This window comes from Flavobacterium sp., assembly GCF_965284515.1.
In the GTDB taxonomy this organism is placed as follows: Bacteria; Bacteroidota; Bacteroidia; order Flavobacteriales; family Flavobacteriaceae; genus Flavobacterium.
Genome location: NZ_OZ260089.1, coordinates 1,403,874 through 1,427,534, shown reverse-complemented (window position 1 = coordinate 1,427,534; position 23,661 = coordinate 1,403,874). Strand labels below are relative to the sequence as shown.

Here is a 23,661-nt window from a genome sequence, read left to right as displayed (position 1 = left end):
TTAATTTTCGTAATGATTTTTAATTTCTTTTAGAATTTTAAGTATAGCCTCGTCATTTTTTTCAGCAAATCTTCTGTCCCAAAAACTAAATGGCCAACTGTACTTATATTTTTTTACATATTGTGCAGAAGGAAAAGTATAAAATATAGAATCGGACACATTGTATTTTTTGTAAAACTCTTTATAATTTGGTTCTTGGCTAATTTTACTGTTCACTTCTATTAAATCTGAAATTACTTTTTTAAATAACCTTTCATATTTTGATTTAGTTATAATAGTGTAAAAAAACACTTTATTATCATTCCAAATAGTTTCAATATTTTCTGAAGATCTATACAAATCATAAATTTCATTTTGCCAATATTCTTTATTGCTGATGTTTTCAATAACCTGAATATCATCTTCATCTTCTAAATTTTCATTTACGTATTCAATTGGAATTCTAAAAATGGCACTGTAAGAATCTAAAGGTTTTTTTTTACCTGAAGAAAAATCATTAAAAAAACTATCAAACAAAGTATTCCAATACGTTTGAGAATATTTTGAATTTTCTAATTGAGTTATGAATTTTTCCTTGAGTAAATTGGCATAAGAAAAACTGCTTGGATCATAATTTATAGCCGATTCGTTTAAAAAAGCTTCATAACCCAATAATATATTTCGTTGTTCTCTAAAGCTTTCTAGCGAATTTATATCGTCATCAGTTAAGTCAACTGAATTTGAATTAATTTTTGGACTGTCATTAACGTATCGCTCAACTCTTTTATTATAAGCGGTATATTCATTAAATAGCACAAATGACGTTGATAAAAACAACCCAATTGAAAGAATTAAAATAACAATTATTCCTTTTTTTTTCATTTATTATATTTTTAAAAAGGTATGAATATATCTTTTGTTTTTTTATGTAAGGTAAAATATTATTGTATTAATTTAGTAATTCCTCTTTTGATATTAAAATTTACATTGTCTAAGGAAGTCAAAATATAGGTTTCAGAAACTACAACATTTCCTCCATCTCCACCTCCAACATTATGAATTGTGATATTTATTTTTTTTGTTTTATCTGATTTTATAATTTTAACATCATTAAAATCATAACTACTCAAATCAAAACCTTCATTACTTTCAATGGTTAAAATGTTATTTTCAAAATTAATATTTTTTATATGAGCATTGCTTTTTTGAATTAATTTCCATTCTCGAATTATAAAATTTTTTAATGCTACAATATATTTTTGACTTTCATTTAATTTAATTGCTTTTGCCTCAAGTACTGTTTCTTTAAAATCTAAAGTTTCGTTATCACCAGCTAGCCAAATACTGTCCATTTTCCATGTTATTTTAATAATGTCACCCGTATTAAAATTATATTTTTCTGCACTTTCCCAATCATTGTTATAAATTAGAACTATTTCTTTATTTTTCTTATTTCCAATGAGTAATTTATAATCTCCATCATCATTATAGTTAAGAAATTCAATAGTATCTGTATAAGTTTTGTTTAATAAAATAGCTTCATAAGGTCTAATAGTACTCGTAAAAACACCTTTAATAAGATTGAATTCTCCTGAAGTGTTCACATGAAATTTTGAGATTTCAACTTTAGTTTCTTCCAAATAAACCTCGTGAGTAATTGTAACAAAATTATTTTCAATTCTAGAAGTTGTTTTTACCATACTTTCTGCAATTTCATCATAGGCAATTACTTTAAAATCAGTCAGTTTTTCTTCTAAATTATAATTTATAAGAACGGTTTCTATCTCGTTATCACCTTTTAAAACATGTACGACAATTGAATAAAAATTTTGAGAAAATTCTAATTTATAAGCTGCTTGAAATTTATAATTATAGCCTTCTTTTTTATATTCTGAATATATTTCGTTTAATTTTAAAAGTAATATCTCATTTTCGCTGAGTTCATTTTCGATTTTTATAGTGTCGAAGTTTGTATTTTCAAGAACTGGAAATTGTTTCATTGGAAGTTTTTGCCAAATTTCACGTAATGTGTTTAATGAATTGACTTTTCTAGATGTATTTTCTATAACAGTTTCATTTTTAGAAACATCATTTTCTTTTTTTGATTTAGAATTACAAGCAATGAAGAAATGACATGAAATTAGTAAAAATACGTATGTTATTTTTGATTTCATTTTAAAATTATATTTCATACTGTTTTTAAAATTATTACTCTAATTTACAATTATTTATATCAAACAACATCAATAACTTTTTCTAACATATAATGAATTAAACCAACGAAAATAGTACTAATTAGAATTATGAACAAACGCAAAACTAAAGACATTACATTGTTTTTGAGTCGTTTAGACAAATAAAAAATATCAAGTAAAAAAAACAAAAGGAATACAATGCTGACAATAATTAATCCAATATGAAGAAAAGCATAATCGTAAAACAGACTAAACATCGTCATTAAAACAGATGTTGATTCTGGTTTAGGACCTAAAATAAATCGCATATATAAAAAAGCAGCTAAGAATGCTACTAATGCCCAAGTAAAGTAAAATAAAAATCTTTTTAAAATACTCATAACTACATTTTTAGAATTCTTAACTGCCTTATATTAGTTTTATTTATCAGCAGACTGCGCTTTTTTAGTAAGAAAAGGTTTTATTGAAAAAATAATTCCTAAAAATATTAATATATACATACCATAACTAGAAAGAAACTTACCAAAAACAGTTTCTAAAAGAATAGGATTCTTTTTATTATAATTAATAGCAACTGTATCTCCTACAGATTTCATGCTTCCTATAAAGGGAATTCTAAAAAGCTCGACACTTCCTAATTGTTCTGTTCCATCTTCTAAATTAAATTTCACAACAGCTGTTTCTCTAGTTTTCCTTCCGCTATGAATTGTAATTTCAGTAATTGTTCCTTCTTTTTTCACCCAATCTTCTTGTGAAAAACTACTTACAGAAGTAAAAAACAATACAAAAAATAATAAATACTTCATTAAGCAGTGATTTTATTAAATACTTGTTCCAATTCTTGAAAAGCTTTGTTTTGAGCAGAAGCAAGTAACGTTTCTTTTATCTTTCCTGTAACTATTTCAAGAATGTTTTGATGACTTTTTTGACTTTTTCCAAAATAAGCATTCATCAATTTATTAGGAATAATATAATCCAACTTCAAAGTATTGTCTTTTTGAAAATACACTTTCATTCCATGCATTGCACTTTTTTTAATGATAAGGCACTGTTCCATTTGTCCGTTAGCATCTGTTCTTACATCCCAACTATCATATTCTTTAGAAGACTCAAAAGTATTTTCATTTTTTAAAAAATCGTTAAGTAAATCTAATGAATTGTACTCGCTTTTAATTGTAATTACCTTTTCCATTTTTATTAAGTTTTTAAGTAAAAAACAAACCATCTTTTGAGATGGTTTGTTGGTCTGTTTTAATTTTTATTTATTCAAAAGTTCTTACCGCTCTAACACTTGCAAAATTAATTGCAAAACCACCATTTTCACCTGCTGTTAAGAGATTTACAAGATATACACTACCGCCATTACTCTGCTGTGAACTACTCCAGTAACCATTAGAGACGTTAGCAGGTTCTGCAACAAGAGATGTTCCAGAATTGGCAGCTGCTGTAGCGTCTATTTCAGCTCTGTTATTGGCCATTTCTTTCAACTCATCAACACTTGGTAAAAACCAATCGGTAAAACCACCTCCATTATATGCTCGTGCAACACCAGCAGCATAGCTATTACCTAAACTGGCAATAATTAAATCGGTATTAGTTGAGCCTGTTTGTATGTTTGTACTAGTCATTCCTGTAATAGAAGGCTGTTGTGTATTATGCCATCTTATACTAGAACTTTGATCTGTTATTGCACAAACTAATCCTTTAGTATTATCTGTTGGATCAATCCAAAACACTACACCTCCATGGTTGTAATCGCCAATTTCATTGATATTTACTATGTTAATAGTTACAGATGATGTTGCTGTATTTGTGGTATTATTTACTGAAATAACAGCTGAAATGGTTTGATATTCCTCATAGTTAAACAATGTAGCATCAGCAACAGATAATTCTCCAGTAATTGAGTTAATGTTTAGTGCTCCCGAAGGAACCTGAGAGATTATACTATAACTTAAAGTTCCATTACCACTTACCTGAATTGAACCAATAGATTGGTTATTAGTAGGATTTTCATCAATACTTACAACTAAATCTTGAGCAGTGATATTATTGTTGTCTTGGTCGTCATTACTACAACCAATTATTGTAATCGTTAATACTAACACCAATACGTTGATAAATTTTAAATTCGATTTCATATAGTTATATTTAATTATTTGAATAAAAGTATACGAATGAATCTAAGAAAAAAACAATCAATCAATTTTTGAAAAAGCAAAATAAATATATGCTGGGTATGAATCAATATCCGTATTTGGCATAGTGAGAAAATTTAGTCTTTTTTATTCCAGTTGAATAATGAAGATAGGAAGTTTTCTTTTTTTCGAGAAGACACAGGGATTTTAGTTCCGTTTTTTAAATAAATTGTTCCTGATTTATCATATTTATCAACAAACTTCATATTAATCATAAAAGATTGATGTGGTCGTTGAAAATTTGCTTCTAATAAGCGTTCTTCAAAATCTTTTAGTGTTTTGGAAACTAAATATTTGTTACCATCACTACAATAAAAAGTGGTATATCCTTTATCGGATTCACAGTAAATTAATTCGTCTAAATTGATTACTTGGTAACTATCGTGAAAAGATAAAATGATATGATTTACTTCATTATTAAATACTTGTTTTGCCTTTACTATTTGATTTTTTTGATCGGCAGCAGTTAATTTATCTACTTTCTCTAAAGCCATTTTAAGTTCTTCAACATCGACTGGTTTTAGTAAATAATCAACCGCACCAATTTTTAATGCTTTTAAAGCATATTCTTCATAAGCCGTAATGAAAATAATTTTAAAATCGATAACTTCTATTTTATCTAAAAAGTCAAAAGCGGTTCCATCGGATAAATTAATATCTAAAAAAACCAATTCTGGTTTACATGTTTTCGCAACTATTAAAGCTTCTTGAACCGATTCGCATTCGCCTATTATTTCAATTTCAGCATCAATACTAGAAATAAGACTAATTAATCCTTTTCTAATGTATTCTTTATCTTCAACTATTATTGATTTCATTATGCTTCTTGTTTTAAAAAAGGAATTTGGATGGTTACTTTTGTGCCTTGTTCATTATACTTATTTCTGTCCTCAATGGTTATTGAACCGTCCATTTTAAAATCTTTTGACAAATATTGTAAACGTTCGGAAGTGATTTTTGTAGCCAATGATTTTTTATTCTTATTTTTATTTCTTTCACTAGAATCAATTCCCATTCCGTTATCTAAAATAGTACAAGTTAATTTTGAATCAATTAAAACAAGATATATTTCAATTTTACACGTTTCTTTTTGATTTTTAAAAGCGTGTTCAATAGCATTTTCAACAAACGGTTGAATAAGCATTGGGGGAACTTTTATTTTATTGGGCTGAATAGATTGATCCACTTCAAGTTTAAAATTAATTTTTTCATTTTCAATATTTTGAAGTAATAAATAATGATCAACCGCTTCTAATTCTTGACTTAATAAAACCGTTTTATCTCTTGAATTTTCTAGTGTAATACGAAGTAATTTTGAAAATTTTGACAAATAACTCACCGACTTAGATTCTTCTTTGTTTAAAATCATCCCTTGCAACACCGATAGAGAGTTAAATATAAAATGCGGGGTCATTTGGGTTCGTAAGAGTTTTTGTTCTGTAATGATATTTTGTGTTATAGCTCTTGAGCTTCTTAATTTTAAATAGAAAATAACACTCCCTAATATTATTGCTACAGCTAAAAATGTAATAATTCCAAGTAACAAATTACGTTGAGATTTTTCTAAATCTTGAGTAGTAGTTTGAACAGTTTCATTTAATTTTGTTTCTCTCTCTTTTGCAGAATCTATCTCTTTTTTATATTTATACTCATATTCCAAAGCTGCTATTTTTTCAATTTTTTCTTTATTGAAAAGACTGTCGTTTAGTGTTTTAAATTGCTGATGACTTTTCAAAGCTTTTTCAAAATCTCCAGTATTTTCATAAATTTTTGAAAGTAATTCTTGCGCATCTTTTCTTTGTACTAAAAGTTTATGTTCCGTTGCAATTTCGTTTGCTTTTAAAACATTAGTTAAGGCTTCTTTATACTTTTTTTCGTTAAGATAAGATTCTGCAATTCCTAAGAGACTAACTGACAATAATTCTTTAGATCCTATTTCCTGACTAATATCGTTAGCCTTTATAAAATTTTCACGAGCCGTTAAGGGTTGATGAAGTAATAAATAAATCTTTCCTATATTATTAAAACAAACAGAAGTTTGTTTTGTATTATTGATATCAATACTTGTTTCTAATGAAATACGATAATATTTTAAAGCCTTATCATATTCTTTTTTATGTCGATATATAGTTCCAATATTACTATTATTTATTGCTACATTATTTTTACTTTCTTTTTGTAGTGAAAAACTTAAAGATTTTTTATGATATGCTAAAGCTTTGTCATATTTACCCATGGTAGTGTAAACCTCTCCAAAATGATTAAGGATAAGCGCCATTCCTAAAGTGTCTTTAGTCTTTTTGTTGTACTCTAATCTTTTATTGTAATTAAGAATTGCTAATGGATAATTTCCTTGTAATTTATATACAACTCCCAAGTTAGCGTGTACAAAAGAAACACCATCTTCGTCATTAATTAACTCACTTTGTTTTAATGCTTTTTTATAATTGGAAACTGCTTCATCGTATCTTCCTAATTCCGAATAAACATTTGCTGTATTTATTAAACTGGTAATAAGTTCTCTTTTATCTCCTAAATCTTGATAAATTTGTGTTGCTTTTTTATAATACTTTAAAGCTTCTTCATATTGCGCTAAATCATAATAATTAATTCCAAATGCAATGTAAACTGATGCTATTCCATCTCTATCGTTAATATTTTCATAATGTTTAAGTGATTGTTTAAAAAAAGTTAAGCTTGTTGTATAATTAGATTTTATATTTTCAAGTATACCTTTTAGGTATACTATTTTTGCTTTACCTTTTATATAATTTAAACTAGAACTTAACTCTTCAGCTTCTTTCAAATACAAATTAGTTGCTTTCAAATCTTTTTGAAAATTAGAAAAAGCTAAACTATATAATATATCTACTCTTACGCTATCCTTTTTTTTGTGATTTTGTAATTCAATTTTTAAACTATCAATAGCTTTATCCTGAGCATAAACACCTTTGGAGAAAGAAAAAAGAAAGAAGAAAAAAAGAAATAATTTATTCATTACATTCATGTAATTACTTTTTTAATATTTTTTAAAAGAAATGAAATCTTTTTAATTTTTTTAAAGTTAAAAGAAATAATTTAAAAAATACCAACCATATTATAAATAAAATCGTGAAGAAAAAGATCTGGTATTAAAAAGAAAAAGCCTTACTTTATCAGTAAGACTTTTGTCGGGGTGGCAGGATTCGAACCTGCGACCTCCTGCTCCCAAAGCAGGCGCGATGACCGGGCTACGCTACACCCCGTATTAGCGAGTGCAAATATAGCCCTATAAATTACAACTACAAATTATTAACTTGTTTTTTTAGAAAAAAATATCCGCAAGAATTAAATTCAAAATGTTTAAATTTGTCAAAAATAATACAACTATGTTAATCATTGGAATTGCCGGAGGTACTGGAAGTGGAAAAACAACAGTAGTTCATCAAATTATGAACGAATTACCTGCAACAGAGGTCGGAATTATTTCTCAAGACTCCTACTATAAAGAAACACATCATTTAAGTTACGAAGAACGTACAAAAATAAATTTCGATCACCCAAGGGCTATTGATTTTGATTTACTAGTTGCACATTTAAAAGATTTAAAAGCAGGCAAAACAATTGAACAGCCTGTTTATTCTTTTGTAACTCATGACAGAACAGATGATTGTATCATTACACACCCAAGAAAAGTAATGATTGTCGAAGGAATTTTAATTCTAACCAACCCAGAATTAAGAGATATGTTCGACATTAAAGTATTTGTACATGCAGACTCTGACGAACGCTTAATAAGAAGATTAAAAAGAGATATTGCAGAAAGAGGTAGAGACATGGAAGAAGTGTTAGGGCGTTATCAAAATACTTTAAAGCCAATGCATCAACAATTTATTGAGCCTACAAAAGCATATGCCGATATTATAATTCCAAATGACAAATACAATACTGTTGCTATTGATGTAGTAAGAGCCGTAATTAATCAAAGACTTGTTTAATTGAAAAAACGTTTTCAAAATATAACAGCGAAGTTTCCATTTCTAAAATTTCTAAGCAATCGATATATTTTAGTCTTGGGGTTGTTCTCTATTTGGATGCTTTTTTTGGATAATTATTCTTATTTAGAACATCGTATTTTAGATAAAGAAATTGATGAATTAGAAAGCAACGAACAATACTATATTAATGAAATTAAAAAAGACAGTTTAAAAATTAAACATCTTAAAAATAGCGATCAGATTGAAAAATATGCTCGTGAAAAATATTTCATGAAACGCGAAAATGAAGATATTTATCTTATTGAATTTGAAGAAGATCAAGAAGTTAAAACAACTAATTAAAATTACAAATCTGTGCGAGATAATAAAAACCAATTATTTAATGAATTTGAAGCTGTTTCTTCGAAAGAATGGAAACAAAAAATTCAATTTGAATTAAAAGGAGCCGACTATAATGACACTTTAGTTTGGGAAAGTCTTGAGGGAATAAAAGTAAAACCTTTTTATCATCAAGATGAATTAGAAAACATTCTTAGTACAAAAACCAATGTTTCAAATTTTAAAATTTTACAAGATATTTTTGTTTTTGATGTTGAAAAATCAAACAAAAAAGCAAAAAATTCTATAGAAAGAGGCGCAGAATCTATTCGTTTTACTTTAGAAAACGAAAACATCAGTTTACATGATTTAATGAATAATTTACCTATTGAAAACATTTCTTACTTTTTCAATTTAAAGTTTCATTCATTAGATTTTATTCAAAAAGTAGCTGACTTTTCAAAAGAAAAAAACGCAACAGTATTTCTTCAAACAGATCCTATTGGTCAATTAGTAAAAGACGGAAATTGGTTTAAAAATTTAGACCAAGATTTTGAAATCTTAAATAAAATTAACGTTTTAAATGTAGCTTCAAGCATAACTATTCAAGCAAATACTTATCAAAATGCGGGCGCAAACATGACGCAACAATTAGCTTATACATTAGCGCATGTTAATGAATATTTCAACCGAATTACAGCAATAAAAAAGCCTATTGTTATTGAAGTAGCCATAGGAACCAATTATTTCTTCGAAATTGCCAAACTAAGAGCTTTACGCATCTTATTCAACACTTTAGCTGCCGAATATAATCATAATTTCGATTGCCATATTGTAGCAACTCCTACCAAAAGAAATAAAACACTTTACGATTACAATGTAAATATGTTGCGCACAACTACTGAATGCATGAGTGCAATTCTTGGTGGTGCAAATACCATTTCTAATTTACCTTATGATGCTTTATATCATAAAACGAATGAATTTGGCGACAGAATTTCTCGCAACCAATTATTAGTATTAAAAAATGAAAGTTATTTCGACAAGGTAGACAATCCAGCAGATGGAGCTTATTATATAGAATCACTTACGAATCAATTGGCAGAAAAAGCATTAGATTTATTAAAAAAAATAGAATCAAAAGGCGGGTTTATCACTTTATTAATTGAGGGAACTATTCAAAGAAAAATTAACGAAAGTGCTCAAAAAGAACAAGAATTGTTTGATTCTGGAAAAGAAGTTTTATTAGGAACCAATAAATATCCTAACAAAAACGACAAAATGAAACACGATTTAGAATTGTTCCCTTTTGTAAAAACCAATCCTCGAAAAACGTTAATTACTCCTATTATCGAAAAACGTTTAGCCGAAAAACTAGAACAAGAACGTTTATCTCAAGAAGAATAAGCCATGAGAAAAGACATACAACATTTAAAGTTAGAAGTTAGAAGTCAGAAGTTAGAAGTTGTCACATCGAGCGGAGACGAGATGCAAGAAAACTTTTTAACCGCTGAAGGAATTGAATTAAAATCAAGCTATTCTAAAGAAGATTTAGAATACATAGAGCATCTTGGTTTTGCTGCAGGTTTTGCACCTAATTTACGTGGACCATACAGTACAATGTACGTTCGTCGTCCTTGGACCGTTCGTCAATACGCAGGTTTTTCAACTGCCGAAGAAAGTAATGCTTTTTACAGAAGAAACTTAGCCGCTGGACAAAAAGGACTTTCAGTTGCATTTGACTTAGCAACTCACAGAGGGTATGATTCAGATCATGAACGCGTTGTAGGTGATGTAGGAAAAGCAGGTGTTGCCATTGATTCTGTAGATGACATGAAAATTCTTTTCGATCAAATTCCTTTGGGCGAAATGTCGGTTTCCATGACTATGAATGGTGCTGTTTTGCCTATTATGGCCTTTTATATTGTTGCGGCTGAAGAACAAGGGGTTGACCCAAAATTACTTTCAGGAACCATACAAAATGATATTTTAAAGGAGTTTATGGTTAGAAACACGTACATCTATCCTCCTACTCCTTCTATGAAAATCATTGCTGACATTTTCGAATATACGAGTAAAAACATGCCAAAATTCAACTCTATTTCTATTTCGGGTTACCATATGCAAGAAGCTGGTGCAACTGCTGATATTGAATTGGCCTATACTTTAGCAGACGGTTTAGAGTACATTCGTACCGGTTTAGCGGCCGGAATGGATATTGACACCTTTGCTCCTCGTCTTTCGTTTTTCTGGGCAATTGGAATGAATCATTTTATGGAAATCGCAAAAATGCGTGCTGGAAGAATGATTTGGGCAAAATTGGTAAAACAATTCAATCCAAAAGACGATAAATCATTAGCCTTAAGAACACATTGTCAAACTTCAGGTTGGAGTTTAACCGAACAAGACCCTTTCAATAACGTAGCCAGAACTACAATTGAAGCGGCTGCAGCTGCTTTTGGAGGAACACAATCTTTACATACAAATGCGCTAGATGAGGCAATTGCTTTACCAACCGATTTTTCGGCGCGTATTGCTCGTAACACACAAATTTTCTTGCAAGAAGAAACTAAGATTACCAAAACGGTTGATCCTTGGGCAGGAAGTTATTATGTAGAAAGCTTAACGGCTGAAATTGCTGAAAAAGCGTGGGCTTTAATTGAAGAAGTAGAAGCACTTGGCGGAATGACAAAAGCGATTGAAGAAGGTATTCCTAAATTACGTATTGAAGAAGCGGCTGCACGTAAACAAGCGCGTATTGACAGTACACAAGATATTATTGTGGGTGTAAACAAATACCGTTTAGAAAAAGAAGATCCATTGCATATTTTGGATGTAGACAATCAAATGGTGCGCAAACAACAATTAGAATTATTAGCAAAAATTAAAAGTGAAAGAAATACCGAAAAAGTAAAAGCTTCATTGGCTAAATTAACAGAAGCTGCAAAAACAGGTAAGGATAATTTACTATCTTTAGCAGTAGAAGCAGCTCGAAACAGAGCAACTTTAGGTGAAATTAGTGATGCTTTAGAAGAAGTATTCGGAAGATATAAAGCACAAATTAGAAGTTTTAGCGGCGTGTACAGTAAAGAAATTAAAAACGATGAAAGTTTTGAAAAAGCAAAACAATTAGCCGACGCTTTCGCGAAGAAAGACGGTCGTCGTCCTCGTATTATGATTGCTAAAATGGGACAAGACGGTCACGATCGTGGTGCTAAGGTAGTAGCAACAGGTTATGCTGATGTTGGTTTTGATGTAGACATTGGTCCGTTATTTCAAACGCCTACTGAAGCAGCAAAACAAGCTATGGAAAACGACGTACATATTTTAGGTATCTCTTCATTAGCAGCCGGACACAAAACATTGGTTCCTCAAGTAATTGAAGAGTTAAAAAAATATGGGCGTGAAGACATTATGGTTATTGTTGGTGGTGTTATTCCATCACAAGACTACCAATTTCTTTTCGATGCTGGCGCAGTTGCTGTTTTTGGCCCTGGAACTAAAATTAGCGATGCTGCCATTACCATTTTAGAAGTTTTATTAGAAGATTAACCACAAACTCATTGCGAGGAACGAAGCAATCTTAAAAATATACAAAACACCAACATTTCTGTTGGTGTTTTTTTTGTTTATAATTTAATCCCAACCTCAAAAAGAGCAAGCAAATTATACTTTATCTTTGTAGTATGTTTGCATTGGTCGATTGTAATAACTTTTACGTGTCTTGTGAGCGTGTTTTTCAACCTCAATTTCAAAACAAACCAGTAGTTGTCCTTTCTAATAACGACGGTTGTGTTATTTCGAGAAGCGAGGAAGCAAAAGCGCTTGGTATTCCTATGGGTGCACCTGAGTTCCAATACAAAGACCTCATCAAACAACATAATATTAAAGTTTTCTCTTCTAATTATGCCTTATATGGCGACTTGAGTAATCGGGTAATGAAAACATTGCAAGATTTTACACCAGATATTGAAAACTACAGTATTGATGAAGCTTTTTTAAACTTCGAAAAGGTAAAAATAGACAATTATAACGCTTATGGTATTCAAATAAAAAAACGCATTCAAAAATGGGTTGGAATTCCGGTTTGTGTGGGTTTTGGAGAAACAAAAGCACTTTCTAAAATTGCCAACAGAATTGCTAAAAAATTCAAAGAACGAACAGCTGGCATTCATGTAATTGACACCGATGAAAAAAGGACAAAAGCTTTAAAATGGACAAAAATTGAAGATGTTTGGGGAATTGGTTATCGTTTGTCAAAAAAAATGAAAGCAAAAAACATCCATACCGCTTACGATTTTACATTAGCGCATAACACCGCTTTTATTCGAAATTGTATGGGTGTTTTAGGCTTGCGCTTACAAATGGAACTGCAAGGAAAATCGGTTTTGCAATTAGAGGAACAACCTTCTGCTAAAAAAAGTATTGCGGTTACCCGAACCTTTGAAAAATCGGTCACTACATTTGATGAAATGAAAGAACGCGTTTCTACTTTTGCTACAGTGGCTTCTGAAAAATTACGAAAGCAAAATTCGTGTTGTTACGGAATTGTTTTATATATTCGAAAAAATCAATATCAAACCAATAGTTCTCGTTACAATTATAGCATGTTTACCCATTTGCCTTTTGCAACACAATCGGCATTAACATTAAGTCAAACGGCTATTAAAATGTTGAAAAATGTGTTTGAAGAAGGTGAAATTTACAATAAAGCCGGAATTATTTTAACCGAAATTATTCCGCAAGAAGAAAAACAATTTCACTTGTTTGAAGAAGAAAATCCGAAGCACGAGAAGTTGATGAAAGTGATGGATACCATTCGTAAAAAAACGGGCGAACGCAAAATTAGATTAGGCAACCAAGACCTAAATAAAACTTGGAAAATGAAACAAAATCATTTATCGAAAAGATATACCACAAATAGTAAAGAATTACTTGAAATAAAATGTCACTAAAACCCGAACTTACTTTTTTTATTCCTGATACGGAAAACGCAAAAGAATTCCCTTTTATCGCTGATGGAATTAAAGCTGGTTTCCCTTCGCCCGCTGCTGATTTTGACGAAACAAAAATAAGCATAGACCAACTCGTTGTAAAAAATGAAACCGCCACTTTTTACGCCAAAGCAAATGGGAACTCAATGATTGGCGCTGGAATAGATGATGGCGATATTTTAGTGATTGATCGAAGTATTGAACCAACGGATAATAAAATTGCAGTTTGTTTTATTGATGGCGATTTCACCATTAAACGTATTAAAATAGAAGAAGATTGTATTTATTTACAACCAGAAAACCCAAAATTTAAATCTATAAAAGTTACAGAAGACAATAACCTTATCATTTGGGGAATTGTAACTTATGTAGTTAAAAAAGTATAAAAATGTCAAAATTACCTAACGTAACAACGAGCATATTCTCTGTAATGTCGCAATTAGCAAACGAACACGGAGCCATTAATTTATCGCAAGGATTTCCAAATTTTCCAGTGGATGAACGATTATTACAAATATCAGAACGCCTAATTCGCGAAAACATTCATCAATATACGCCAATGGCAGGCTTGCCATCCTTGATGGAGAAAATTGCGTTGCTTACAGAGAAAAATTATCAGCGAAAAGTAAACATTGGTACAGAAATGCTCATTACGGCTGGCGCTACACAAGGCGTTTTTACTACTATTAATACTTTTGTAAACGCTGGTGACGAAGTTTTGATTTTAGATCCAAGTTACGACAGTTACGAACCTTCGGTTTTAGTAGCTGGCGGAAAGCCTGTTCGAGTTTCTTTAAACCATGATTATTCTCCCAATTTTAACACGATTGAAGACGCAATTACTTCTAAAACAAAGCTGATTGTAATTAATAATCCGCACAATCCAACTGGTAGAATTTGGACAGAAAGTGAAATTGAAACTTTAGAAACGATTTTAGAAAAGCATACGGAAATTTTGATTTTAAGTGATGAAGTGTATGAATATATTTCGTTTTCACATCCACATATTTCATTTAATACACGACCAAAATTAATAGTGCGAACAATTGTAGCTTCTTCTTTTGGAAAATCGTTACACGTTACAGGCTGGAAAGTAGGCTACTTAATTGCTCCAGAAAAACTAATGTTTGAAATAAAAAAAGTGCACCAATTTTTAGTATTTAGCGTGAATAGTTTTTCACAAAATGCTATTGCCGAATATTTAGATATTGTTGATTTTAGTGAAGTTGCTAAAATGTATAAAGCAAAACGCGATTTGTTTCAAAGCTTATTAAAAAATAGTCGTTTTGAATTGATGCCTTGCGATGGAACTTACTTTCAAGTAGTGAATTATAATCAAATTTCAACTGCAAACGATGTAGATTTCGCCAAAGAATTAATTACAAAAAACGGAGTAGCTTCGATACCAATTTCGGTATTTTATAACGATGCAACAGACAGACATATGTTGCGTTTTTGTTTTGCAAAAACAGATGAAACATTAATTGCGGCTGCAGAAAAATTAAATAAAATTTAATTGTTTTATTTAAGCTATCTTTACTTAAAACATAGAAATTATGGCAAAAAGTCAAGACGCAAAGAAAACGGCTAAAAAAGAACCTTTAAAAACTGCTAAAGAAAAAAAAGCAGAAAAACGAGATAAGAAAAATTCGCCAAAGCGAGATTAAATAAAAAAACACGAAATCTATTCGTGTTTTTTTATTTAATTAATTCATATTTTCAATTGCTTTAATGGCTGGTAGAAAATCAATTTCTTTTACATGCTCGAAAAAATCAATTTCAGTTTCGTGCGGTAAAAAGTCAGAAATAATTCTAATAATAAAATCTTGAGGTCTTTTTAAGAACATGAACGTGTAATCTTCCATGTTTACAACGGTTTCAACTTTTAAATTGGTTGTTCGAACAAACTTATCAGAAGTCAATGAGGAAAGCTTTGGTAAATTCAGTTTAGCATCAACCTGAATTGGCTCTCCATTTTCAAACAAACCGCCTTCATAACCGTACAAAGAAGCGATTGTAATTTCAATTGGTTTTCCGAAACCTAAATTCAAAGGTAATTCTTTCTCTTTACCAACTATTGCAGCAAAACCAAGCAACACTAAACAATCAGAATCTGGTAAATGCATTATGGTTTTAGCCATGCTTTCACGACCAATTCCTGAGGCAAAAACCTGGTATTTATGTCTAGAATTTGATATTTTATTTATGGCAGTTAACGCTTTTTCGCGTTCGATTTCCATAGGTGTGATGATAATAATATTCATTTAAAACTATTTATTACAAAAGTACAATTCATATTTAAAATAACACGAATTAATGAACAAGTTCAAAAAAATCATATTTTGCTTTGTTAATAAATAAGACTTGAATAAACCATAAATAATTGTATTTTTACCATTCGAAAATTTAAAAAATCAAATGGGTAAAATTATAGCAATTGCGAATCAAAAAGGCGGTGTAGGTAAAACTACAACTTCTGTGAATCTTGCGGCATCACTAGGTGTATTAGAAAAAAAAGTGCTCTTAATTGATGCAGACCCACAAGCAAATGCTAGTTCTGGTCTTGGTATAGACGTAGAAAATGTAGAAGTAGGAAGTTACCAAGTTATAGAACATAGTAGTACGCCTAAAGAAGCCATTATTACTTGTTCGGCACCAAATGTTGATATTATCCCAGCTCATATTGATTTAGTTGCAATTGAAATTGAATTAGTTGACAAAGAGAATCGTGAATATATGCTTAAAAAAGCATTGGAATCTATAAAAGACGATTACGATTATATCATTATAGATTGCGCACCTTCATTAGGTTTGCTTACTCTAAATGCGCTTACTGCAGCTGATAGTGTTATTATTCCTATTCAGTGTGAATACTTTGCATTAGAAGGTTTAGGAAAGCTCTTAAACACAATAAAAAGTGTTCAAAAAATTCACAATCCTGAACTTGACATTGAAGGTTTATTGTTAACGATGTATGATTCTCGTTTAAGATTATCAAACCAAGTAGTTGAAGAAGTACAAAAGCATTTTAACGACATGGTTTTCGAAACAGTAATTCAAAGAAATATTAAGCTAAGCGAAGCTCCAAGTTTTGGGGAAAGTATTATTAATTATGATGCGACTAGTAAAGGTGCTTCTAATTATTTAAGTTTAGCAGAAGAAATTATCAATAAAAACAAATAATTTTTATGGCAAAAGCGGTAAAAAAACAAGCATTAGGAAGAGGATTATCGGCTTTATTAAAGGACCCTTCAAATGATATTAAATCAGCTGAAGATAAAGGTGCAGATAAAGTTGTAGGAAGTATTATTGAGCTTGAATTAGATTCAATTGAATTAAACCCTTTTCAACCAAGAAGCAACTTCAACGAAGAAGCCTTACAAGAATTAGCTGCTTCTATTAAAGAACTAGGCGTAATTCAACCTATTACGGTTAGAAAATTAGACTTTAATAAATATCAATTAATTTCTGGGGAACGTCGTTTACGTGCTTCTAAATTATTGGGGCTTGAAACAGTACCAGCGTATATTCGTTTGGCAAACGACAATGAATCTTTAGTTATGGCTTTAGTTGAAAACATTCAACGTCATGATTTAGACCCTATTGAAGTAGCTATTTCGTACCAAAGATTAATTGAAGAAATCAATCTAACTCAAGAAGAATTGAGTGAACGAGTAGGAAAAAAACGTTCTACAATTACCAATTACCTGCGTTTATTAAAACTTGATCCGATTATTCAAACTGGAATGAGAGATGGTTTTATTTCTATGGGACACGGCAGGGCTTTAATTAATATTGATGACCAAGATGCTCAAAGTGACATTTACCACAAAGTTGTTACCGAGAACTTATCCGTTAGAGATACTGAAGCATTGGTTAAGAAATACCAAGAAAGTTTAAAACCAAAATCAGCAAAATCTAAAAGTAAATTATCTTTTGAATTAAAAGATGAAGACAAGAAAGCTTTTGCTAATTATTTTGGAACTAAAGTTGATGTAAATGTAGCTAATAATGGGAAAGGTAAAATCACTATACCATTCCATTCTGAAGAAGATTTCAATAGAATTTTAAAACTAATCAATAGTTAGTGAAAAAGTATATTTTATTTTTCATCCTAAGCGTTTTTTCTTTTAATGGCAATGCTCAAGAAGAGGTTTCATTAAAAGTAAAAGATACTGTACAAACTATTATAAATCCATTATCTCCCGCAAAAGCAGGATTTTATTCAGCAGTTTTACCTGGTTTAGGACAAGCTCATAATAAGAAATACTGGAAAATTCCTATTATCTATGTTGGTTTAGGTACTGGAGTGTATTTCTATTCTTGGAATAATAAAAAATACCATGAATTTAGAGATGAATATAAAAGACGATTAGCTGGAACTTCTGACCCTAATCATCCAATTTACGGAGAACTAGACAATGATCGTTTAATTCGTGGTCAAAAATTTCATCAAAAAAACAGAGATTTATCTGCATTAATAACAGCTGCAATTTATATTTTAAATATTGTAGATGCTAATGTAGATGCACATTTAATGCAGTTTAATGTAAATGACAACCTTTCGATTAGTCCGGAATTTAATCAAAATGAAATTGACTACAAATTTAGTACGGGAGTAAAATTAACGTTGAATTTTTAACATTTAATTAGCTAACACAAATCAAAAAAAAAACACTAATCCTTCATGAAAATTGCACTATTAGGTTACGGAAAAATGGGCAAAGTTATTGAACAAATAGCTTTAGAAAGAGGTCATACTATAGTTCTTAAAAAAAGAAGTTCAGATGATTTTGAAGGGCTAGAAAATGCAGATGTTGCTATTGACTTCAGTGTTCCAAAAAGTGCGGTAAATCATATTTCAGAATGTTTGAATAATAACATTCCTATTATTTCTGGAACAACAGGCTGGCTTGAAGATTATGACAAAATGGTTGATTTATGCAATCAGAAAAATGGAAGTTTTATTTATGGTTCAAATTTTAGTTTAGGAGTAAATATATTTTTTGAATTGAATAAACAATTAGCAAAAATGATGCAAAACTTGAAACAATATAACGTTTCAATGGAAGAAGTTCATCATACTCAAAAATTAGATGCACCTAGCGGAACGGCGATTTCACTTGCTAATGATATTATTAAAAATTCAAATTATACAAATTGGTCTTTAACAAAAGACGATACAAATTTGTTTATAGATGCAAAAAGAATTGAAAATGTTCCAGGAACACATAGTGTTTTTTACGATTCAAAAGTAGATCAAATTGAAATAAAACACACCGCACATTCAAGAGAGGGATTTGCATTAGGCTCTGTTATTGCAGCAGAATGGATAAAGGATAAAAAAGGAGTATATACTATGAAAGATGTTTTAGGCATTTAATCATAGTATTAATATAAAAGAAATAGAATATGTCAATAACAGGTTGGTTACTATTTATAGTAGTTGTTCAAGTAATTCATTTTGCTGGAACATGGAAATTATATGAAAAAGCAGGTAGAAAATCTTGGGAAGCAGCTATTCCGGTTTATAATGCTATTGTTTTAATGAAAATTATTAATCGACCTACTTGGTATACATTATTACTTTTCATTCCAATAATCAACTTAATTATGTTTCCAGTAATTTGGGTTGAAACATTAAGAAGTTTTGGAAGAAACAGCGTGCTAGATACCGTATTAGCAGTAATTACATTAGGTCTTTATGTTGCTTATGTAAATTACACTCAAGATGTAACTTATATTAACGACAGAAACTTAACCCCTGAAAATAAAGGTGCTGAAACTGTAAGCTCGTTATTATTTGCAATTGTAGTTGCAACGTTTGTACATACTTATTTTATACAACCTTATACTATACCTTCTTCATCATTAGAGAAATCATTGTTAATTGGAGACTTTTTATTTGTAAGTAAGTTTCACTATGGAGCCAGAACACCAATGACTACTGTTGCTGCACCAATGGTACATGACACTTTACCTTTAATAAACAAAACTTCTTATTTATATAACGATAACGACAATACTTCTTGGAAAAACAAACTACAACTACCATATTTTAGATTTCCAAGTTTTCAAAAAATTGAACGCAATGACATTGTTGTTTTCAACTGGCCAGCAGATACTTTATACAACATGTACAAGCCAGCTGACAGAAGATATAGCAAACCAATTGATAAGAAAACTAATTATGTAAAAAGATGTACAGCTATTGCTGGAGATACACTAAGCATTGTTGACGGAATTGTATTTATAAACGGAAAAGAATCTATTTTACCAGAAAGAGCAAGGCCTCAGTATTCATATAAAGTTGCTTGGGATGGAAAAACTCCAGTTGATTTAGAATATATAAAAAATGAATTAGATATTACAGATGGTTTTGGTCAAATTCCAAATACAAAAGACACTTTATTTTTTAGTGCTTTACCATTTGACAATGCAGAGCGTTTAAAAAATATTCCAGGAATTACACTTGTTAAAAGAGTAATTAGTAAAGGTAGTGAAGATGGAATTTTTCCTGATTTTGGAGATGGAAAACCATCAACAACAAGAGAATGGAACAAAGACAATATGGGACCTATTTATATTCCAGAAGCTGGTAAAACAGTTTCTTTGAACAGAGAAAACCTACCTTTTTACAACAAAATTATTAGCGAATATGAAGGTAATGACTTAAGTGTTTCTGGTAATGAAATTAAAATTAATGGTCAAGTTGCTAAGTCGTATACCTTTAAACAAGATTACTATTGGATGATGGGAGACAACCGTCATAATTCATTAGATGCGAGGTACTTTGGGTTTACTCCAGCTGATCATATTGTAGGTAAACCAATTTTCATTTGGATGAGTTGGAATTCTTCTGGTAAAGGAATTATGAATAAAATAAGATGGGAACGTTTATTTACAACCGTAAGCGGAGAAGGACAACCTCAATCTTATTTTAAATATTTCTTGGGTTTATTGGCCTTATATTTTGTAGGTGAGTACTTTTGGAAAAAGAGAAAAGCGAAAGAGGAAGCTTAATTAAATTAATTAAAAACATGAAAAAAATAATATTTGTTTTACTTATTATAATTTCCGGAAATATATATTCTCAAAAAAAGCCTATAGATTTAATTAATGATTTTTTTAACACATACGAAAAAGATGCGGGCAAAGCCGTAAAGGATTTATATGCAACAAATCCATGGACTGAAAGAAAAAAAGATGATATAGAACAAATCATAAGTACAGTTAATGGCTTAAATGAAAATTATATTGGAAAATATTATGGTTTCGAAATCATTACCACAAAAAAATTCTCTGATAGTTTTATTTTATACTCTTATCTAGTAAAATACGAAAGACAACCTCTCAGATTTACTTTTAAATTTTACAAACCAAATAACAAATGGGTATTATTTTCGTATGCTCTTGACGACAATTTAGATGATGAAATAGAAGAAGCTGCAAAACTATACAACTTGGATTTAGACAAAAAATAAATGAACATTTTATTACATCCAACCTATTTCCCCTCTATTAGCCATTATGTGGCAATGATGAGAGCAGAAACAATTACTTTTGAAGTAGAAGACAACTTTCAGAAACAAAGTAATAGAAACAGGATGTATATTTATGGACCAAATGGCTTACAATTATTAAACATTCCTGTTGTAAATTCTTCTGAAAGGCATCAAAAATATAAAGATGTAAAAATAGATTATAGCGATAATTGGCAAAAAAATCATTCTAAATCTTTAGAAGCTGCTTATAGAAATTCTCCTTTTTATGAAATTTTAGAACATGATTTACAGCCTGTTTTTGAAAAGAATCATACTTTTTTATTAGACCTTAATTTTAAAATTTTTGAAATACTAAATGAATGTTTAAGAGTTGAATTAACTTTTTCTAAAACTACCGATTATTGTCATAAAACAAATGAGTTTACAGATTTTAGAGATTTAGTAAACGGAAAAAAAGACACTTTTATAAACGAGCGTTACACTCAAGTTTTTGAAGATAAAGAAGGCTTTCTTCCTAATTTAAGTGTTTTAGATTTGCTTTTCAATGAAGGTCGATGCTCAAAAGACTATTTGAAAGAGCAAATTATTTAAGATTATTTACATCTAAATTTAATCTTGTAAATACTGGAAAATGGTCGCTTAACTGAACCGAATTGTCAGTTATAAATTCTTTTACTTCAATTCCTTCTTCAACAAAAACATAATCTATACGAGCAGGATAATATTTAAAGTTATAAGATGCTCCAAAACCTGTTCCTGCGCTTTCAAAAGCATCTACCATATTTCCCCTAATATTTCTATAAACGTATGAAAAAGCACTGTTATTCATATCTCCACATACAATTTTAGGATAACTACATTCTTCATAGTGTTTTTGGATTAATTCTGACTGTAATTGTTGTTCTTTGAACGCACTACTTATCCGCTTAAATATAAATTTTGACTTATTTTCATCAATATTTTCATGAATATCAGTACTAATTTTAATCGACTGTAAATGCATGCTGTATACTCTTATTGTATCAATATTTTTAATGATATCAGCATAAATAACATTATTACTTGAATTTGGAAAATTAATCTCACCTGTATTAATAATTTCGAACTTAGAGAAAATAGCTTGTCCATATTTATTTTTTCCACCTTCTAATTTAATATGCTTATAAGTAAAATTCCTAACTCTGACCTTATCATTAGGTGAATATTCTTGCAGGCATAAAATATCCGGATTATAGTTTTGAATAACCTCTGTAATCTGCTCCGGAACTTCTTTATTAGGCAACCAATCATACAAATTAAATAAACGAACATTAAAACTCATTAAAGTAAAATCAGTGCTTTCTTCTTTAATATTCGTTTCAGAAAACTTATAAAATTTATTTATAAAAGTAAAGCCTATGAATAGTACAAAAGCAGATAGCAAAAATTTTCGCTTTAACTGAAGCAGCCAAACCATAAAAAAAATGAAGTTTAGAAACAAAAACAAAGGCATTGATAAAGTTAAAACACTTAAAAAAGGAAATAATTTTGGAGAAAGAAAAGGCAATATGTAAGCAACCAACGTTAATAAAGCAAGTACTTTATTAAAGAAAAAGGCTATTTTACTTATCCACGACTCTTCTTGCATTATTTACCAACTTTAAATAAAAATTCTTTCTCTTCTTTTGTTAAACTATCATAACCCGATTGAGAAATTCGGTCTAATATATCATCAATCTTTTTCTGATCCATACTTTTCTCTTTTTTAGTAAAAGAAGTTGAGCTTGAATTAGCTTTGTTTTTATGCACCTTCTTAAAAGGTGTTTTTTTCTTTGGTTTAAGTATATTCTCAATAAATTCTTGAATAGAAGATATTATTTTAGAAACATCTGTACCCGAATTTAGCATTTTTATATACAAAAAACCGAATAAAGCTCCAGCTAAATGCGCTAAATGCCCACCACTATTATCTAAAGGTAACTGAATTAAATCCAACAAAACAATAACAAATGCTACTTGCCAAAGTTTAACAACTCCTATTAGCATTAATCGAATTTGCATAAAAGGAGCATATGTTGCAGTTGCAATTAACAAAGCCATAATTGCTCCACTTGCTCCAACTAATACAGAAGTTTTACCAATAAGCAAAAATGAAACTAAGAATGCTATTCCAGAGAAAATTCCGCCTAAAATATATAATCCAAATAATTGTTTTTGTGTAAAATACGTCTCAAATAATCGTCCTGAAAAATGTAAAACCATCATGTTAAAAAGCAAATGCAAAAAACCTGCATGCAAAAACATATAACTGAACAATGTCCAAGGAGAAAAGATAAAATCATCAAAATTAGAATACAATGCTAACCAAGAAGGAAAATTGAAATTTCCAAAGGAGAAATTATAGAAAAAAATAAGAGACAATAAGTAGAGTCCAATATTCCAAAATATTAGTTTTTGAACTATTCCACCTGTTCTATATTGACTCTTTATATCTTCAATTATATTCATTTTATTTA

The 23,661-nt window shown here is 29.8% G+C and carries 25 protein-coding genes and 1 tRNA gene; 14 read left to right on the top strand and 12 right to left on the bottom strand.

What is annotated here, in order from left to right; genetic code table 11:
- The 9 genes from ACQ65T_RS06520 to ACQ65T_RS06480 form a co-directional block, all read right to left on the bottom strand.
- Positions 1-861, bottom strand: coding sequence for a hypothetical protein (locus ACQ65T_RS06520; protein WP_430400277.1), 861 nt, complete (start codon positions 859-861; stop codon positions 1-3).
- 59 nt (positions 862-920) lie between these two features.
- Entirely contained in the window at positions 921-2,153 is a 1,233-nt protein-coding gene (locus tag ACQ65T_RS06515) for a hypothetical protein (protein WP_430400276.1), read from the bottom strand.
- A gap of 59 nt (positions 2,154-2,212) precedes the next feature.
- A complete protein-coding gene (locus ACQ65T_RS06510; protein ID WP_430400275.1) occupies positions 2,213-2,554 on the bottom strand; it encodes a hypothetical protein in 342 nt (113 codons plus the stop codon).
- A 39-nt stretch (positions 2,555-2,593) separates the two neighbouring features.
- Positions 2,594-2,980 carry a hypothetical protein gene (locus tag ACQ65T_RS06505; RefSeq protein WP_430400274.1) on the bottom strand — a complete coding sequence of 129 codons (387 nt, stop codon included), beginning with the start codon at positions 2,978-2,980 and terminating at the stop codon, positions 2,594-2,596.
- Complete coding sequence (locus ACQ65T_RS06500; protein ID WP_430400273.1) at positions 2,980-3,366, bottom strand: hypothetical protein; 387 nt, start codon at positions 3,364-3,366, stop codon at positions 2,980-2,982. The genes ACQ65T_RS06505 and ACQ65T_RS06500 overlap by 1 nt, the downstream gene beginning before the upstream one ends.
- Positions 3,367-3,436: 70 nt before the next feature.
- Positions 3,437-4,315 carry a hypothetical protein gene (locus ACQ65T_RS06495; RefSeq protein WP_430400272.1) on the bottom strand — a complete coding sequence of 293 codons (879 nt, stop codon included), beginning with the start codon at positions 4,313-4,315 and terminating at the stop codon, positions 3,437-3,439.
- A 134-nt stretch (positions 4,316-4,449) separates the two neighbouring features.
- Positions 4,450-5,190, bottom strand: coding sequence for a LytR/AlgR family response regulator transcription factor (locus ACQ65T_RS06490; protein ID WP_430400271.1), 741 nt, complete (start codon positions 5,188-5,190; stop codon positions 4,450-4,452).
- On the bottom strand, positions 5,190-7,370 hold the full coding sequence (locus ACQ65T_RS06485) for a tetratricopeptide repeat-containing sensor histidine kinase (protein WP_430400270.1): 2,181 nt from the start codon (positions 7,368-7,370) through the stop codon (positions 5,190-5,192). Before ACQ65T_RS06485 ends, ACQ65T_RS06490 begins: the two co-directional genes overlap by 1 nt.
- Positions 7,371-7,542: 172 nt before the next feature.
- Positions 7,543-7,617, bottom strand: a tRNA-Pro gene (locus tag ACQ65T_RS06480).
- A 123-nt stretch (positions 7,618-7,740) separates the two neighbouring features.
- Between ACQ65T_RS06480 and udk the strand changes: the two genes are divergently transcribed.
- The 7 genes from udk to ACQ65T_RS06445 all read left to right on the top strand — a co-directional run bounded on the left by udk (position 7,741) and on the right by ACQ65T_RS06445 (position 15,177).
- Positions 7,741-8,349 (top strand): uridine kinase, encoded by a 609-nt coding sequence (gene udk, locus ACQ65T_RS06475; protein ID WP_264560604.1) that lies wholly within the window; start codon positions 7,741-7,743, stop codon positions 8,347-8,349.
- Entirely contained in the window at positions 8,350-8,691 is a 342-nt protein-coding gene (locus ACQ65T_RS06470; protein ID WP_430400269.1) for an FtsB family cell division protein, read from the top strand.
- 12 nt (positions 8,692-8,703) lie between these two features.
- The gene (locus tag ACQ65T_RS06465; protein ID WP_430400268.1) at positions 8,704-10,074 is read left to right on the top strand and encodes a methylmalonyl-CoA mutase subunit beta; all 1,371 of its coding nucleotides are present in this window, start codon (positions 8,704-8,706) and stop codon (positions 10,072-10,074) included.
- Between the two features lie 3 nt (positions 10,075-10,077).
- Positions 10,078-12,219, top strand: a complete 2,142-nt coding sequence (scpA, locus tag ACQ65T_RS06460) for a methylmalonyl-CoA mutase (RefSeq protein WP_430400267.1) — start codon at positions 10,078-10,080, stop codon at positions 12,217-12,219.
- Positions 12,220-12,353: 134 nt separating this feature from the next.
- Positions 12,354-13,622, top strand: a complete 1,269-nt coding sequence (locus tag ACQ65T_RS06455; RefSeq protein ID WP_430400266.1) for a Y-family DNA polymerase — start codon at positions 12,354-12,356, stop codon at positions 13,620-13,622.
- The gene (locus tag ACQ65T_RS06450) at positions 13,613-14,047 is read left to right on the top strand and encodes a LexA family protein (protein ID WP_430400265.1); all 435 of its coding nucleotides are present in this window, start codon (positions 13,613-13,615) and stop codon (positions 14,045-14,047) included. Before ACQ65T_RS06455 ends, ACQ65T_RS06450 begins: the two co-directional genes overlap by 10 nt.
- 2 nt (positions 14,048-14,049) lie before the next feature.
- Positions 14,050-15,177: a methionine aminotransferase gene (locus tag ACQ65T_RS06445; protein ID WP_430400264.1), complete on the top strand. Its 1,128-nt coding sequence runs from the start codon at positions 14,050-14,052 to the stop codon at positions 15,175-15,177.
- A gap of 190 nt (positions 15,178-15,367) precedes the next feature.
- On the opposite strand, the gene ACQ65T_RS06440 is transcribed toward ACQ65T_RS06445, so the two are convergent.
- Complete coding sequence (locus tag ACQ65T_RS06440; protein ID WP_430400263.1) at positions 15,368-15,925, bottom strand: hypothetical protein; 558 nt, start codon at positions 15,923-15,925, stop codon at positions 15,368-15,370.
- Between the two features lie 154 nt (positions 15,926-16,079).
- Here ACQ65T_RS06440 and ACQ65T_RS06435 point away from each other — a divergent pair, with 154 nt between their 5' ends.
- From ACQ65T_RS06435 to ACQ65T_RS06405, 7 genes are read left to right on the top strand one after another with little or no spacing between them, the layout of a single operon-like run.
- The gene (locus ACQ65T_RS06435) at positions 16,080-16,844 is read left to right on the top strand and encodes a ParA family protein (protein ID WP_430400262.1); all 765 of its coding nucleotides are present in this window, start codon (positions 16,080-16,082) and stop codon (positions 16,842-16,844) included.
- Between the two features lie 5 nt (positions 16,845-16,849).
- Positions 16,850-17,749, top strand: a complete 900-nt coding sequence (locus ACQ65T_RS06430) for a ParB/RepB/Spo0J family partition protein (protein WP_430400261.1) — start codon at positions 16,850-16,852, stop codon at positions 17,747-17,749.
- Complete coding sequence (locus ACQ65T_RS06425) at positions 17,749-18,303, top strand: DUF5683 domain-containing protein (RefSeq protein WP_430400260.1); 555 nt, start codon at positions 17,749-17,751, stop codon at positions 18,301-18,303. The genes ACQ65T_RS06430 and ACQ65T_RS06425 overlap by 1 nt, the downstream gene beginning before the upstream one ends.
- A 45-nt stretch (positions 18,304-18,348) precedes the next feature.
- The gene (gene dapB / locus ACQ65T_RS06420) at positions 18,349-19,044 is read left to right on the top strand and encodes a 4-hydroxy-tetrahydrodipicolinate reductase (protein WP_430400259.1); all 696 of its coding nucleotides are present in this window, start codon (positions 18,349-18,351) and stop codon (positions 19,042-19,044) included.
- Positions 19,045-19,073: 29 nt separating this feature from the next.
- Entirely contained in the window at positions 19,074-20,684 is a 1,611-nt protein-coding gene (gene lepB, locus ACQ65T_RS06415; RefSeq protein WP_430400258.1) for a signal peptidase I, read from the top strand.
- A gap of 17 nt (positions 20,685-20,701) precedes the next feature.
- Complete coding sequence (locus ACQ65T_RS06410) at positions 20,702-21,145, top strand: hypothetical protein (RefSeq protein WP_430400257.1); 444 nt, start codon at positions 20,702-20,704, stop codon at positions 21,143-21,145.
- Positions 21,146-21,757, top strand: a complete 612-nt coding sequence (locus tag ACQ65T_RS06405; protein ID WP_430400256.1) for a WbqC family protein — start codon at positions 21,146-21,148, stop codon at positions 21,755-21,757.
- Here ACQ65T_RS06405 and ACQ65T_RS06400 read toward each other — a convergent pair.
- Together ACQ65T_RS06400 and ACQ65T_RS06395 are read right to left on the bottom strand one after the other, a co-directional pair.
- Positions 21,750-22,793 (bottom strand): endonuclease/exonuclease/phosphatase family protein, encoded by a 1,044-nt coding sequence (locus ACQ65T_RS06400; RefSeq protein ID WP_430400255.1) that lies wholly within the window; start codon positions 22,791-22,793, stop codon positions 21,750-21,752. The genes ACQ65T_RS06405 and ACQ65T_RS06400 overlap by 8 nt on opposite strands.
- Positions 22,793-23,653, bottom strand: a complete 861-nt coding sequence (locus tag ACQ65T_RS06395) for a rhomboid family intramembrane serine protease (RefSeq protein ID WP_430400254.1) — start codon at positions 23,651-23,653, stop codon at positions 22,793-22,795. The genes ACQ65T_RS06400 and ACQ65T_RS06395 overlap by 1 nt, the downstream gene beginning before the upstream one ends.
- Between the last annotated feature and the right edge of the window lie 8 nt (positions 23,654-23,661).